The 13,081-nt window shown below is 66.3% G+C and carries 15 protein-coding genes; 2 read left to right on the top strand and 13 right to left on the bottom strand.

Annotation, left to right across the window (positions count from 1 at the left end; translation table 11 throughout):
• Positions 1 to 39: 39 nt before the first annotated feature.
• From recX to rlmE, 13 genes are all read right to left on the bottom strand, one after another.
• A complete protein-coding gene (gene recX, locus AC06E9_RS12175; RefSeq protein WP_123728918.1) occupies positions 40 to 531 on the bottom strand; it encodes a recombination regulator RecX in 492 nt (163 codons plus the stop codon).
• Positions 532 to 641: 110 nt separating this feature from the next.
• Complete coding sequence (gene recA, locus AC06E9_RS12170) at positions 642 to 1,682, bottom strand: recombinase RecA (RefSeq protein WP_123728917.1); 1,041 nt, start codon at positions 1,680 to 1,682, stop codon at positions 642 to 644.
• 204 nt (positions 1,683 to 1,886) lie between these two features.
• Positions 1,887 to 2,537, bottom strand: a complete 651-nt coding sequence (gene lexA, locus AC06E9_RS12165; protein ID WP_121041795.1) for a transcriptional repressor LexA — start codon at positions 2,535 to 2,537, stop codon at positions 1,887 to 1,889.
• Positions 2,538 to 2,773: 236 nt separating this feature from the next.
• On the bottom strand, positions 2,774 to 4,453 hold the full coding sequence (ubiB, locus tag AC06E9_RS12160; protein ID WP_478056136.1) for a 2-polyprenylphenol 6-hydroxylase: 1,680 nt from the start codon (positions 4,451 to 4,453) through the stop codon (positions 2,774 to 2,776).
• Positions 4,454 to 4,489: 36 nt separating this feature from the next.
• Positions 4,490 to 4,984 (bottom strand): CinA family protein, encoded by a 495-nt coding sequence (locus tag AC06E9_RS12155; RefSeq protein ID WP_019183317.1) that lies wholly within the window; start codon positions 4,982 to 4,984, stop codon positions 4,490 to 4,492.
• Positions 4,985 to 5,119: 135 nt separating this feature from the next.
• Positions 5,120 to 6,430: a ribosome rescue GTPase HflX gene (hflX, locus tag AC06E9_RS12150; RefSeq protein ID WP_478056135.1), complete on the bottom strand. Its 1,311-nt coding sequence runs from the start codon at positions 6,428 to 6,430 to the stop codon at positions 5,120 to 5,122.
• A gap of 26 nt (positions 6,431 to 6,456) precedes the next feature.
• Positions 6,457 to 6,747, bottom strand: coding sequence for an RNA chaperone Hfq (gene hfq, locus AC06E9_RS12145; RefSeq protein ID WP_478056134.1), 291 nt, complete (start codon positions 6,745 to 6,747; stop codon positions 6,457 to 6,459).
• A 107-nt stretch (positions 6,748 to 6,854) separates the two neighbouring features.
• Positions 6,855 to 7,808: a tRNA (adenosine(37)-N6)-dimethylallyltransferase MiaA gene (gene miaA / locus AC06E9_RS12140; protein ID WP_478056133.1), complete on the bottom strand. Its 954-nt coding sequence runs from the start codon at positions 7,806 to 7,808 to the stop codon at positions 6,855 to 6,857.
• Positions 7,808 to 8,707, bottom strand: coding sequence for a dihydropteroate synthase (gene folP, locus AC06E9_RS12135; protein ID WP_282260815.1), 900 nt, complete (start codon positions 8,705 to 8,707; stop codon positions 7,808 to 7,810). The genes miaA and folP overlap by 1 nt, the downstream gene beginning before the upstream one ends.
• 57 nt (positions 8,708 to 8,764) lie before the next feature.
• Positions 8,765 to 9,268 carry a hypothetical protein gene (locus AC06E9_RS12130; protein WP_152151512.1) on the bottom strand — a complete coding sequence of 168 codons (504 nt, stop codon included), beginning with the start codon at positions 9,266 to 9,268 and terminating at the stop codon, positions 8,765 to 8,767.
• A 107-nt stretch (positions 9,269 to 9,375) separates the two neighbouring features.
• Positions 9,376 to 9,561, bottom strand: coding sequence for a hypothetical protein (locus AC06E9_RS12125; RefSeq protein WP_121041784.1), 186 nt, complete (start codon positions 9,559 to 9,561; stop codon positions 9,376 to 9,378).
• Positions 9,562 to 9,661: 100 nt separating this feature from the next.
• Entirely contained in the window at positions 9,662 to 11,608 is a 1,947-nt protein-coding gene (gene ftsH / locus AC06E9_RS12120; RefSeq protein WP_183073776.1) for an ATP-dependent zinc metalloprotease FtsH, read from the bottom strand.
• Between the two features lie 53 nt (positions 11,609 to 11,661).
• Positions 11,662 to 12,294 carry a 23S rRNA (uridine(2552)-2'-O)-methyltransferase RlmE gene (gene rlmE, locus AC06E9_RS12115; protein ID WP_121041780.1) on the bottom strand — a complete coding sequence of 211 codons (633 nt, stop codon included), beginning with the start codon at positions 12,292 to 12,294 and terminating at the stop codon, positions 11,662 to 11,664.
• 65 nt (positions 12,295 to 12,359) lie between these two features.
• Between rlmE and yhbY the strand changes: the two genes are divergently transcribed.
• The gene (yhbY, locus tag AC06E9_RS12110) at positions 12,360 to 12,665 is read left to right on the top strand and encodes a ribosome assembly RNA-binding protein YhbY (RefSeq protein ID WP_019183325.1); all 306 of its coding nucleotides are present in this window, start codon (positions 12,360 to 12,362) and stop codon (positions 12,663 to 12,665) included.
• A 13-nt stretch (positions 12,666 to 12,678) separates the two neighbouring features.
• Positions 12,679 to 13,053 (top strand): Mth938-like domain-containing protein, encoded by a 375-nt coding sequence (locus tag AC06E9_RS12105; protein WP_121041778.1) that lies wholly within the window; start codon positions 12,679 to 12,681, stop codon positions 13,051 to 13,053.
• Positions 13,054 to 13,081: the final 28 nt, after the last annotated feature.

The raw sequence follows: 13,081 nt of genomic DNA, 5'->3' as shown, positions 1-13,081 counted from the left end.
GGACCGCCGAAACCACAAAGGGTATCAGGCCCGGGCCGCTCAGTCCTCCGGGTCGTAACGGGTGGCCTGGCGGATGCTGTCGCCGGGGAACCCCCGGCGGGCCAGAAGATCGGCGGCTTTGCGCCGTGCAGGCAGTTCCTGCGGGCCGGCCTCGCCAAAACGGCGGCAGACCAGGTCGCGGGCATTCTCGGTCCAATCGCCTTCGAAGGTGTCCATGGCCGCAGCGATCTGGTCGCTGTCCAGACCATGCGTGCCCAGTTCGGCGCGGATGTGGATCGGTCCATAGCCGGTGTTGGCCCGGATCCGGACCAGATTCTCGGCAAAGCGGGTGTCATCCTGCCAGCCGGCCTCGGCCAGCTTGCTGACCGCAGCTTCGGCGGCTTCGTTCTCGATGCCGCGGGCCTGCAGTTTGCGGGTCAGCTCTTTACGCGAATGTTCGCGGCGCACCAGCAGCCCCAACGCCCGCTGGACCGGCGTCTGTTCCTGGACACGGCGCTTGCGCCGGGGTGCGGGGGCTTCGGAGTCTTGCATGGCAGCGGTCCATTACAGTGCGCCGTCCTTGGCGCCATCCCGTCGGGGATTCTTGAAACTGCAGGCCAGGGCGAGCGTCACTGACGGCGCTGCCCTGCCCCGCAGGAAACTCACTCGGCGTCGTCTTCAGCCTCGTCGCCGCCTTCACGCACGGCTTCTTCCGGCTGGAACTTCTCGCGCAGCTCGGCTTCCAGACGCTGGGCGATCTGCGGGTTGTCGCGCAGATAGCCGCGGGCGTTGTCCTTGCCCTGGCCGATCCGCTCTTCGCCGTAGCTGTACCAGGCGCCTGCCTTCTCGACCAGCTTGGCTTCCACGCCCATGTCGATCAGTTCGCCTTCGCGGCTGATGCCTTCGCCGTACAGGATCTCGGTGATGACCTGCTTGAACGGGGGCGCCAGCTTGTTCTTGACGACCTTGATCTTGGTCTGGTTGCCGATGATCTCGTCGCCCTTCTTGATCGCGCCGATACGGCGGATGTCCAGGCGGACCGAGGCGTAGAACTTCAGCGCGTTGCCGCCGGTGGTCACTTCCGGGCTCTGGCCCGGCATCATGACGCCGATCTTGTGCCGCAGCTGGTTGATGAAGACCACCAGGGTGTTGGAGCGCTTGATGTTGCCGGTCAGCTTGCGCAGCGCCTGGCTCATCAGACGGGCCTGCAGGCCCGGCAGCTGGTCGCCCATTTCGCCTTCGATTTCGGCCTTGGGGGTCAGCGCGGCGACCGAGTCGACCACCACGATGTCCACCGAGCTGGAGCGCACCAGCATGTCGGCGATTTCCAGCGCCTGCTCACCGGTATCGGGCTGCGAGAGCAGCAGGTCGTCCACGTTGACGCCCAGCTTGGCGGCGTAGATCGGATCCAGCGCGTGCTCCGCATCGATGAAGGCCGCAGTACCGCCCTTCTTCTGGCATTCGGCGATCGCCTGCAGGGTCAGGGTGGTCTTGCCCGAGGATTCCGGACCGTAGATCTCCACGACACGCCCCTTGGGCAGGCCACCGATACCGAGAGCGATATCCAGCATCAGCGAACCGGTGGGGATGACCTCGACCGCCTCGACGACACGGTCGCCCATGCGCATCACGGCGCCCTTGCCGAACTGCTTTTCGATCTGGCTCAGCGCGGCGGTGAGGGCGCGCTTTTTGTTTTCGTCCATCGGAGTGGTCCTTGCAGAGGTCGTATCGGTGGAGGTGCTGTCTTTGGAAGTCTTCTTGGCCATGGGTTCACTTTAAGGCTGGCGTATCGCACGGGCTGAGATTCTGCCCGGCGTTCGGAAAAAAATTATCGGACATCCGTACCAACCTCAGCAAAACCAGAGATGTGCCACAAAAGACCGCGCGTGATTCAAGGGGAAACAGGGTCAGCGGTTGGGCCGCAGCAACCCGCAATAGAGGCCTTCGATGGCGAAGTCCTGGTCGGGCAGCACTTCGATCGGCTTGTAATCGGGATTGCGCGGCAGCAGGCGGATCCGGTCCTTGCCCATCTTCAGCAGCTTGACCGTGATCTCGTCATCGATGCGGGCCACCACGATCTGGCCGGAGCGGGCGTCGCGGGTGCGGTGCACACCGATCAGGTCGCCGTCGAAGATGCCTTCGTCGATCATCGAGTCGCCCTGCACTTTCAGCAGGTAGTCCGGCGCGGGCGAGAAGAACACCCGGTCGAGCACCACGAAGTCGTCCGAGCCGATATCCGCGCCGATCGGCAGACCGGCCGCGACCCGGCCCAGCACCGGCAGGCGCAGGACGTGGTCCGGCAACGCCGAGGCGGGCAGCGATTCGGGCAGGCCGTTCTGCAGCGCCGGTGCCTGGACCAGCCGGATGCCGCGGGCCTGGCCCGGGATGCGGCGGATCGCCCCGGCCTGCTCCAGCGCTTCCAGATGGTACTGGGCGGCCCGGACGCCCTTGAAGCCGAACGCACGGGCGATTTCCGTCTGCGACGGCGGTGCGCCATCGGTCTCTATACGCTCGGCGATCAACTGCAGGATCGCCTGCTGGGTATCGGTCAGGTCCATGGTTAGTAGTATTACTACTAACGATGCGGGCACGCAAGTGCCCGCAGAGGAAGAACAGATAGAAGAAGGGTGGTCCACGCCCAACCGAAGCCGCCAGCAACACCTGTAGCACCGACCGTTGGTCGGTGACCGCGCGAACGCGCGGCAATGGCGTCCGACCAACGGTCGGACCTACACGTAATCCCCCGCTTACGCGGGAGATTCCGGGGATCCTTCGGATCCCAGCGGTTAGAACCCTACGGGTTCTTACCGCTGCGCCAGATCGAGAACAGGATCCATACGCCACAGAAGCCGGCACCGATGAAGCCGGCCACGCCCAGCGCGAGCAGCCAGCGGCTGGAGATGCCGCCGACGCTGTGCATGACGATCGAGGAGCCGATGATCAGCGCGGCGGTCACGATACCCATGACCAGCCGGTTGGCGGCACGGTTGACCTGGTCGCCGAAGCCCTGCAGCGCGGTGGTTTCGATCTTGAGCTGGAGCCGGCCGCGGCGCGCCATCTGCAGCAGCCTACGCACGTCGCGCGGCAGGTCGCCGACCAGGTCCATCACCCCGACCAGGCTGCGCTTGCCGCGCTTGAGCATCGCGCCGGGCGAGTAGCGCTGCCACATCACCCGCTCCAGATACGGGCGCGCGGCGCTGGCCATGTCGAACTGCGGGTCGAGCTGGCGGCCCATGCCTTCCAGGGTGAGGAAGGTCTTGATCATCAGCGCCAGATCGGCCGGCAGGGTCAGCGCGTACTGGCGCAGCAACTGGGTGATGTTGCCCAGCATCAGGCCCATGTGCAGGTCTTTCAGCGGCACCCCGCGGTACTGGTCCACGAAGGTGCTGATGTCCTGCTGCAGCCGGGACTCGTCCACCTCCACGCCACCTGCCCAGTCCAGCAGCACGTCGGCCACCTGCTCCGGCTCCTGGGTGACCAGGCCGTGCAGGAGCTGGGCGACCTGGAAGCGGCGCTGCTCGGAGATCGCGCCGACCATGCCGAAATCGATCACGCCGATGCGGCCGTCGCGCAGGTAGATGATGTTGCCCGGGTGCGGATCAGCGTGGAAACAGCCGTCCTCCAGCACCATCTTCAGCACGATGCGCGCACCGGTGCGGGCCAGCAGCACGCGGTCCAGACCGGCCGCATCGACACCGGCCAGATCGCGACCGGGAATGCCGTCCACGAAGTCCTGCACGTTGAGGCTCTCGCAGGTCCACTGCCAGTGCACGTTGGGTATCAGGATGTCGTCGCGGCCCTGGAAGTTGCGCGCGATGCGCTCGGCATTGCGGCATTCGGCGGCAAAATCCAGCTCGCGGCGCAGCGACACCTGGAACTGCTGCACCACCTCGGCCGGGCGATACCGCTGCAGGTCGGGCAAGCGCGCTTCCACGATCTCGGCCAGCCGCGCCAGCAGGCGCAGGTCGGCTTCGATCACCTCGCGGATGCCCGGACGACGGATCTTCAGCACCACGGCGGTGCCGTCCTGCAGGGTTGCGCGGTGCGCCTGCGCCAGCGAGGCCGCGGCCATGGGCGTTTCATCGAGCCACGCGAACACCTCGGTGGCCGGCGCGCCGAGATCGCGTTCGAGCTGCTCACGCACCTGCGCATATGGCAGCGCGGGCACGGCATTCTGCAGTTCGGAAAATTCCGCGATCCAGTCCGGCGGGAACAGATCCACGCGGGTGGCCAGCACCTGGCCGAGTTTGACGAAGGTGGGGCCCAGGTCTTCCATCGCGCGGCGCACGCGCACCGGCGCGGTCATCCGCAGCATCTGCTGGGTGTCGTTCCAGTGCAGCAGGCGGCCGGCGCGCTCGAGCACATCGGCCAGGCCGATGCGGCGCACGAGGTCGCCGAAGCCATAGCGGATCAGGACCGACGCGATTTCCTGCAATCGCCCCAGGTCACGCACGGTACCCAGCGTTTCCCACATCGGCCCACTCTCCTGTCAGCACACCCGGTCAGGATGTCACAACAGCGGGAAGATTCCCGTCAGCGCCTGCTGCACGGTCTGCCGCCGTATGGCTTCGCGGTCGCCATCGAACTGGAACAGCTGCGCACGCGCGTAGCCGCCACGGCCCTTCCAGCCGATCCACACGCTGCCGACCGGCTTGTCCTCGCTGCCTCCGCCCGGGCCGGCAATGCCGGTCACCGCCACGGCGATGCCGGCACCGGAATTGATCAGCGCACCGGAGACCATTTCCAGCACGGTCTCGCGGCTGACCGCGCCGAACTGTTCCAGCGTCTGTGCACGCACGCCGAGCAGGCGTTGTTTGGCTTCGTAGCTGTAGACCACCATGCCGCAATCGAAGAACGCCGAGGAGCCGGCGATATCCGTCATCGCCTTGGCGATCCAGCCGCCACTGCAGCTCTCGGCGGTGACCAGCTGCAGCGAGGCCTGCTGCAGGCGCTGGCCCACGTCACTGGCGAGGGCGCCCAGCTCGGCGTCGGAAGGAACGGTCATGGGGAATCCTGGATCAACGGGGGACGAACGCCCCCTGTTTTAGCCGAAATCATGGGTGATGTCGTGTGTCGCCGGGTGCGACAAAGGGTCGCTCACCCTCAGGATCATGGGAGCCGGCCAGCGGCCGGCACCCCCTCACCACTCCGGAAGCTTCTCCGGGAGCATCGCGCGGATCGGTTCGCCGCCCTCGCCGGCCGCCAGCTTCTCGGCCTCGGCGATCGGGATCTCGACCTGCAGCAGCCAGCCGTCTTCGTCGGTGGTTTCGCTGCGCACGACTTCCAGCTGATGCAGGCGCGAACGCAGGCGACCGGCACTCGGCGGCAGCCGCAGCTCGCCACTGACGTGCTGCAGGCCCAGGCGCTTGCCCAGCACGGACTGCAGCAGCGGCAGGCCGACATTGTCGCGGGCGGAAATCCAGACCCGCTCGCGGCGCGCGTTGTCCGGGATGCCGTCCTGGCCATCGTGACGTACTTCGGCCCCGTCGATGCGGTCGATCTTGTTGAACACCAGCAACTGCGGCAGATCACCCGCGCCGATGGCGGTCAGCACTTCATCCACCTGTGCGATGCGCTCCTCACGGTGCGGATCGGCAGCATCGACCAGATGCAGCAGGAAGTCCGCTTCGCGGGCTTCGGACAACGTCGAACGGAACGCGGCCACCAGATCATGCGGCAGGTCGCGGACGAAGCCGACGGTGTCAGCGAGCACGACGCTGCCGCCCGGCAGTGCGATGCGGCGCACGGTCGGGTCCAGCGTGGCGAACAACTGGTCCGCGGCATAGGCCTCGGCGCCGGTCAACGCATTGAACAGGGTCGACTTGCCGGCATTGGTATAGCCCACCAGCGCCACGCGCGGCAGCTCGCTGCGCAGGCGGGCACGGCGCATCTGGGTGCGCTGCACTTCCACCTTTTCCAGCTTCTTCTGCAGCTGCTCCACGCGCTTCTGCAGCAGACGGCGATCGGTTTCCAGCTGGGTTTCACCCGGGCCGCGCAGGCCGATGGAACCGCCGCGCTGGCGCTCCAGATGGGTCCAGCCGCGGATCAGCCGCGTGGACATGTGGCGCAGCTGCGCCAGTTCCACCTGCAGCTTGCCTTCGTGGCTGCGCGCGCGTTGGGCGAAGATATCCAGGATCAGCCCGGTACGGTCGATTACGCGCCGCTCCAGGAACCGTTCCAGGTTGCGCTCCTGCCCCGGCGACAGCGCATGGTTGACCAGGATCAGGTCGGCGCCGGTAGCGTCGGCCGCGGCCTTGACCTCATCCAGCTTGCCGCTGCCGATCAGGATCGACGGATTGGGCCGATCGATGCGCGCGGTCAGTGTGGCCGCGATGCTGGCCCCGGCGGAGCGGGCCAGATCGGTGAACTCTTCCAGCACATCGTCTTCGAGCCGGCCGGCATGCGGCTGGATCAGGAGTGCGTGTTCGCCTCGCTTGGAACGGTCAAACACGCAGTTCTCCAGAATTTTTCACGCGATCACTCAACGTCGTCATCACCTTGGACGCCATCGGCGCCATCGGCGCCATCGTTGGATTGCACATAGCCACCCCCGGGCCCGACCTTCACGTTGCGTGCCGGCACCACGGTCGAGATGGCGTGCTTGTACACCATCTGGCTCACCGTATTGCGCAGCAGCACCACGAACTGGTCGAACGATTCAATCGTCCCCTGCAGCTTGATGCCATTGACCAGATACACCGACACCGGCACACGTTCGCGCCGAAGTGCATTCAGAAACGGATCCTGCAGCGATTGCCCCTTGGACATTGCACACTCCTGATTATTGTTTTTATGGTCTTCCGGCAGTTGCCACGGCCCCCGCCGCCCGCCGGAACCCTTGATGGTACACGGGGTGGGTGCGTGAAGGCGTGGACTCAGCGTGCGACGAAGGTCGACACCGCATCCGCCAGGGAAGCCCTGTCTAGATGGGGATCGAACCAGCGCGCATCAAGCTCCCCACGCAGCCAGGTCAGCTGGCGCTTGGCCAGCTGGCGGGTGGCCTGGATGCCGCGCTCACGGAAGGCCTCGGCCGTGCCCTGCCCGTCCAGATACTCCCAGGCCTGACGGTAACCCACCGCCCGCACGGCCGGCAGATCCAGCGGCGCGGCCACCTCGGCCATCGCCGGCAGGGCCCGCAGGGCGCGGACTTCATCCAGGAAGCCGTGATCCAGCATCGCGTCGAAACGGGTTTCGATGCGCTGGTGCAGCACCGTGCGCTCGCGCGGAGCGAGGATCAGTTTGAGCGCCCGCACCGGCAGCCGGTCCACACCGGGCAGCTTCTGCCATTCGCTGATCGGGGTGCCGGTCAGCCGATGGACTTCCAGCGCCCGCTGGATACGCTGCGGGTCGGTGGCATGAATACGCTTTGCCGCTGCCGGATCGATGCCGGCGAGCTGGGCATGCATCGCCGCCCAGCCCTGCTCGGCCGCCTCGGCCGCGATCTGCGCGCGCACCGCCGGATCGGCTTCAGGCATCGGCGAGAGGCCCTGCAGCAGGGCGCGGAAATACAGCCCGGTGCCACCGGCCAGAATCGGCATGCGCCCGCGCGCGATGATGTCGCGGACGGCGCGCGCCGCGTCGCTGGCGAACTCCGCCGCCGAATAGGTCTGCCACGGGTCGCGCACATCGAGCAGATGGTGTGGCGCCTGCGCGCGCTCGGCCGCATCGGGCTTGGCCGACCCGATATCCAGCCCGCGATAGACCAGCGCCGAATCGACGCTGACGATCTCGCCGTCGAGCTGCTGGGCCAGCGCGATCGCGGTGGCGGTCTTGCCCGAGGCGGTCGGGCCCATCACCGCGATCGCCAGCGGGCGCTGATCGACGGCCATCAGTCCTCGTCCGGCCAGCGCGGCATCGCCGGGGCCGCCGACACCCGCGGCATCGGCACGGCATCGACCGCCGCCCAGACCTTCAACGCATCCACGGTGGCGGCGACATCGTGCACGCGCAGCAGCATCGCACCCCGCTGGGCAGCGATCAGGTGCGCGGCGACGGAACCCGCCACGCGGTCACGCGGCTGCTCACGACCGGTCAGTTCACCGATGCTGCGCTTGCGCGACAGGCCGGCCAGCATCGGCACGCCCAGCTCGAGGAAACGGCCCGAGCGTGCGAGCAGGATCATGTTGTGTTCGGTGGTCTTGCCGAAACCGAAGCCCAGATCGATGATCAGGTGCTTCTTGGCGACGCCGGCCATCTCGGCCTGGAACATGCGCTCGGTCAGGAAGCGATGCACCTCGGCGACCACGTCATCGTAGTGCGGGGTGTCCTGCATGCTGCCGGGCTCGCCCTGCATGTGCATCAGCACCACCGGCACGCCGAGTTCGGCGGCGGCGTCCAGCGCACCGGGCTGGCGCAACGCATGGATGTCATTGATCAGGCCGGCACCGGCGGCGACCGCGGCGCGCATCACCTCGGGCTTGAAGGTGTCGATGCTGATCGGCACGGTGGTTTCGCGTGCCAGCCGCTCGATCACCGGGATGACCCGGCGCAGTTCTTCATCCAGCGGTACCGGCGCACTGCCGGGCCGGGTCGACTCGCCGCCGATGTCGAGCAGGTCGGCGCCCTCGGCCACCAGCTGCAGGCCGTGCGCGACCGCGGCCTCCACGCTGTCGTGGTCACCGCCGTCGGAGAACGAATCCGGGGTGACGTTGACGATGCCCATGACCCGCGGGCGATCCAGCCGCAGCAGGCGGCCGCCGCAATCGAGCTGGGGGGAGATATCGAACATGGGCAGATCCACGAAGTACGCCAGCGCGTAGTTTACGCTGGCGCACCGGACCGGCCGTCAGAGGTCGCCGAGGCGGGCCCCATCGACCGGCTTGGCCAGCCAGATCGCCAGATCGTTGCCGATCGCATTGACCGTGCGCTCGAGCACATCGCACGAGCCCTTGAAGCCGGCAAACGCGCCACCGCGCGACACGCGGCGTGCGGTGACCGTGGCCACCTGCTGGCCGTTCTCGAACAGCACGCCGCGCACGGCAGCGGACTTGAAGTGGCCGGTGAACGCATTGCCGGCGCTCTGCGCCTCCACCAGTTCCAGCTTCAACGCGTGTCCGCTGCCGGTGTTCACCGGATCACTGCCGAAGACGATGGTGTTGCCATGCGCCGGCGCATTCTTGCCCAGCGCGGTCGCCAGCTGCGCGCCCATCCGGCACTCGGCCTTGATGTTCTCGGCGATGATCGCCGCGTCGTTGAACGGCACCGGATCCTGCACGTGGATCTCGGCGGCCATGAGCGGCGTGGCACAGCACAGCAGCGCAGCAACCGCTACGCGCATCGAATGACGCATGAAAGTCCCCCTGGAAAGTGTGTCGGCCGATCCCCCGGCCATGCCCGACCGCGGCATGCGGCGCGGGCACGCGCATCGTGCCCACTGCCGGCGGCGCGCGCAAGCACTCAGCGCTGGCGGCGCTTGCGCTCCACGTACACGGTCTTGGCGATGCTCATCAGCACACCGACCGCGATGCCGACGCCGGCGCCGAGCAGGAAGTTGTCGCGGGTCAGGCCGATGGCCACGCCAATGATCGTGGCGATCACCATTTCAGTGGTGTGCGAGATCGGCTGCGGCGGGGGTGCGGACATGGCGACTCCAGAACGGGAACGAAAACGGACCGTCATTATGACCTGCCCGAAACGACGAAGGCCGGGTTTCCCCGGCCTTCGTCACTTACGTGGGCAACACTCAGATCTGCTCGGCAGGACCGGCGATCGGCGCGACCGGACGGGCATCGCCGCCCTTGTCGTTGTTGTTGCCGCCATCCTTGTTGCTGGGGGACTTGTCCCAGCCCATCGGCGGCGGCGGATCACGGCCTTCCATCACGGCATTGATCTGCGGCGCATCGATGGTCTCGTACTGCAGCAGCAGTTGGGACATCGTGTGCAGCTTGTCGAGGTTGGCGGTCAGCAGTTCGGTGGTACGGGCGTACGCCTTGTCCAAGATGCTGCGGACGACTTCGTCGATGCGGCGCGCGGTGTCATCCGACACGCTCTTGTGCTGCGTCACCGAACGGCCGAGGAACACTTCATCGTCCTCTTCACCGTAGGCGATCGGGCCGAGTTCGTCGGACAGGCCCCACTTGGTGACCATGTTGCGGGCCATCTTGGTGGCGCGCTCGATATCGTTGGAGGCGCCGGTGGTGACCTTGTCGGTGCCGAAGATCAGTTCTTCGGCAACGCGGCCGCCGTACAGCGAACACAGCTGCGATTCGATCGCCACCCGGTTCATCGAGTACTTGTCGCCTTCGGGAAGGTACATCGTCACACCCAGCGCGCGACCGCGGGGAATGATGGTGACCTTGTAGACCGGATCGTGCTCGGGCACCAGGCGACCGACGATGGCGTGGCCGGCTTCGTGGTAGGCGGTGAGCGTCTTTTCTTCTTCGCTCATCGCCATCGAACGGCGTTCGGCACCCATCAGGATCTTGTCGCGGGCACGGTCGAAGTGGTCCATGCGGACTTCCTTCTCACCGCCGCGCGCGGCGAACAGTGCTGCTTCGTTGGCCAGGTTGGCCAGGTCCGCACCGGAGAAGCCCGGGGTGCCGCGCGCGATCACCATCGGCTCGACATCGTCGGCCAGCGGCAGCTTGCGCATATGCACCTTGAGGATCTGCTCGCGGCCCTTGACGTCCGGCAGGCCGACCACGACCTGGCGGTCGAAACGGCCCGGGCGCAGCAGCGCCGGATCCAGCACGTCGGGACGGTTGGTGGCGGCGATGACGATCACGCCCTCGCCTCCCTCGAAGCCGTCCATTTCGACCAGCAGCTGGTTCAGGGTCTGCTCGCGCTCGTCGTGACCGCCGCCCAGACCGGCACCACGGTGACGACCGACAGCGTCGATTTCATCGATGAAGATGATGCACGGTGCCTGCTTCTTGGCCTGCTCGAACATGTCGCGCACGCGGCTGGCGCCGACGCCGACGAACATTTCCACGAAGTCCGAACCGGAGATCGAGAAGAACGGCACCTTGGCCTCGCCAGCAATGGCGCGGGCCAGCAGCGTCTTGCCGGTACCCGGCGGACCCACCATCAGCACGCCGCGCGGAATCTTGCCGCCCAGCTTGGTGAACTTGGTGGGGTCGCGCAGGAAGTCGACCAGTTCGCCGACTTCTTCCTTGGCCTCGTCGCACCCGGCAACGTCGGCGAAGGTGACCTTGATCTGATCTTCGCCCTGCAGCTTGGCGCGCGACTTGCCGAAGGACATCGCGCCCTTGGCCCCGCCGCCACCGCCCTGCATCTGGCGCATGATGAAGATCCAGAAGCCGATGATCAGGATCACCGGGAGGAAGTTCATCAGGATCGCGCCCAGCGAGATGCCGCTGGAGGGCTCCTCCTGGACGATTTCCACGTTCTTGCCGCGCAGCACGTTGATCAGGTCGCGATCGAACGGGGCGGTGATGGTGGCCGACTGGCCGCCACGGGTGGTATAGGAAATCTGATTGGTGCCGCCACGCATGTCGCCGCTGAAGGTCACCTTCTGGACATTGCCGCTGTCCACCTGGTCCAGGAACTGCGAGTACGTCGCGCCCTGTGCGCCGGCTCCGCTGCTCTTCGGCGAGAAGCTCTGGAAGACCACCATCAGCACGACGGCGACGACCACCCATAGCAGGAGGTTCTTGGTCAAGTCGTTCATCCTCATTGGCTCCGGTGTTCCTCTAATTCCTGACGCGATTCGTATGGTTGAGCTTACTTGATCTGCGCGCGTTTTCCCTGCCCCAAGGCGTACACCTCGGGCGAGCGCTTCCGGGAGGCTTCAGGCTTGCGGATCACTACTTTGTCGTACCGGCGGCGCATTTCGCGCACGTAGTCGTCAAAGCCCACGCCCTGGAACAGCTTGATCAGGAACGCGCCACCGGGCTTGAGATGGTTGTCGGCAAAATCCAACGCCAACTCCGCCAGGTGCATCATCCGCGGTTGGTCCACCGCATCCATTCCACTCTTATTGGGGGCCATATCCGAGAGCACAAGGTCTACCGGCTGATCCCCCAGCATGGCTTCGAACTCCGATAGGACGGCTTGTTCCCTGAAGTCACCGTGAAGGAACTCCACGCCGGCCAGCGGCGGCATCTCCAGGATGTCCAAGGCCAGCACCCGGCCGGTATCGCCGATCTGGCGGCGGACCTGCTGGGACCAGCCACCCGGGGCGGCGCCCAGATCGACCACGACCATGTGCGGCTTCAGCAGCCGATCGCGCTGCAGCAACTCCTCCAGCTTGTAGGCCGCACGCGAGCGCATGCCCTCGGCCTGGGCCTTCTTCACGAAGGGGTCGGCGAAGTGCTCTTTCAACCAGCGTTGACTGCTTTTGCTACGGGTTGCCATTGAGATGCGGGTCGGATGGGGAGGTCATGATACCCTGATCGCCCCAGTTAACCGCTTGTTCCTGAATGGCTATCGCCCTGACTTCTTCCCAAACCCGTTTCCTCCGCGGCCACGCGCATGATCTGAAAGCCCTGCTCCAGATCGGCGGCAAGGGGGTGACACCGGCCTTCCTGGCTGAACTGGAAGAGGTGCTGGAGCGCCACGAGCTGATCAAGGTCAAGGTTGCCGCCGAAGACCGCGAGGCCCGTGACGCCCTCATCGCCGAGCTGGTCAGTGCCAGCGAAAGCGCGCTGGTGCAGCGTATCGGCCACGTGGCCGTGCTGTACCGCCCGAGCAAGGAACAGCGCCAGATCGTCCTGCCGCGCGGCTGATCCCGGAACGCTTATGCAGCTGAGCCACGAAATCCCCGACTACGCCTACGCCCTGCGCGCCGCCGATGGCCGCAGTGCGAAAGTGAATGACCGGACCCTGGCCGCCAGTTTCATCCTGGCTCCGGACACGCTGATCGAAGCGTGGCCGGTGGCCGATATTGCCTTGCTGACCCCGGAAGACCTGCAGCCGGTGCTGGCGCTGAACCCCGCGCTGGTGGTACTGGGTACGGGCGATACCCAGGTGTTCCCGCCGGCGGCAGTCATGGCCGCCTGCCTGACCCGTGGGATCGGCCTGGAAGTGATGAACAACCCGGCGGCGGCGCGAACCTTCAACATCCTCGCCAGCGAGGGGCGCAAGGTGGCCGCGGCGTTCATCCTGAAGGGGTGAGACCGGGATTTCCGTTCAGAAAAGGCCG

The sequence above is a fragment of the Stenotrophomonas sp. Steno-Z10-BAI genome, assembly GCF_056393115.1.
This window is presented reverse-complemented; position numbering and strand designations above follow the sequence as displayed.

Bases quoted from the DNA above. Each gene is read 5' to 3' on its own strand.
- ftsH (WP_183073776.1), bottom strand. From the start codon at position 11,608: ATGAACGACTTGACCAAGAACCTCCTGCTATGGGTGGTCGTCGCCGTC.
- AC06E9_RS12125 (WP_121041784.1), bottom strand. From the start codon at position 9,561: ATGTCCGCACCCCCGCCGCAGCCGATCTCGCACACCACTGAAATGGTG.
- yhbY (WP_019183325.1), top strand. From the start codon at position 12,360: ATGGCTATCGCCCTGACTTCTTCCCAAACCCGTTTCCTCCGCGGCCAC.
- lexA (WP_121041795.1), bottom strand. From the start codon at position 2,537: ATGGACCTGACCGATACCCAGCAGGCGATCCTGCAGTTGATCGCCGAG.
- ubiB (WP_478056136.1), bottom strand. From the start codon at position 4,453: ATGTGGGAAACGCTGGGTACCGTGCGTGACCTGGGGCGATTGCAGGAA.
- AC06E9_RS12130 (WP_152151512.1), bottom strand. From the start codon at position 9,268: ATGCGTCATTCGATGCGCGTAGCGGTTGCTGCGCTGCTGTGCTGTGCC.
- AC06E9_RS12105 (WP_121041778.1), top strand. From the start codon at position 12,679: ATGCAGCTGAGCCACGAAATCCCCGACTACGCCTACGCCCTGCGCGCC.
- recA (WP_123728917.1), bottom strand. From the start codon at position 1,682: ATGGACGAAAACAAAAAGCGCGCCCTCACCGCCGCGCTGAGCCAGATC.
- recX (WP_123728918.1), bottom strand. From the start codon at position 531: ATGCAAGACTCCGAAGCCCCCGCACCCCGGCGCAAGCGCCGTGTCCAG.
- miaA (WP_478056133.1), bottom strand. From the start codon at position 7,808: ATGGCCGTCGATCAGCGCCCGCTGGCGATCGCGGTGATGGGCCCGACC.
- folP (WP_282260815.1), bottom strand. From the start codon at position 8,707: ATGTTCGATATCTCCCCCCAGCTCGATTGCGGCGGCCGCCTGCTGCGG.
- rlmE (WP_121041780.1), bottom strand. From the start codon at position 12,294: ATGGCAACCCGTAGCAAAAGCAGTCAACGCTGGTTGAAAGAGCACTTC.
- hfq (WP_478056134.1), bottom strand. From the start codon at position 6,747: ATGTCCAAGGGGCAATCGCTGCAGGATCCGTTTCTGAATGCACTTCGG.
- AC06E9_RS12155 (WP_019183317.1), bottom strand. From the start codon at position 4,984: ATGACCGTTCCTTCCGACGCCGAGCTGGGCGCCCTCGCCAGTGACGTG.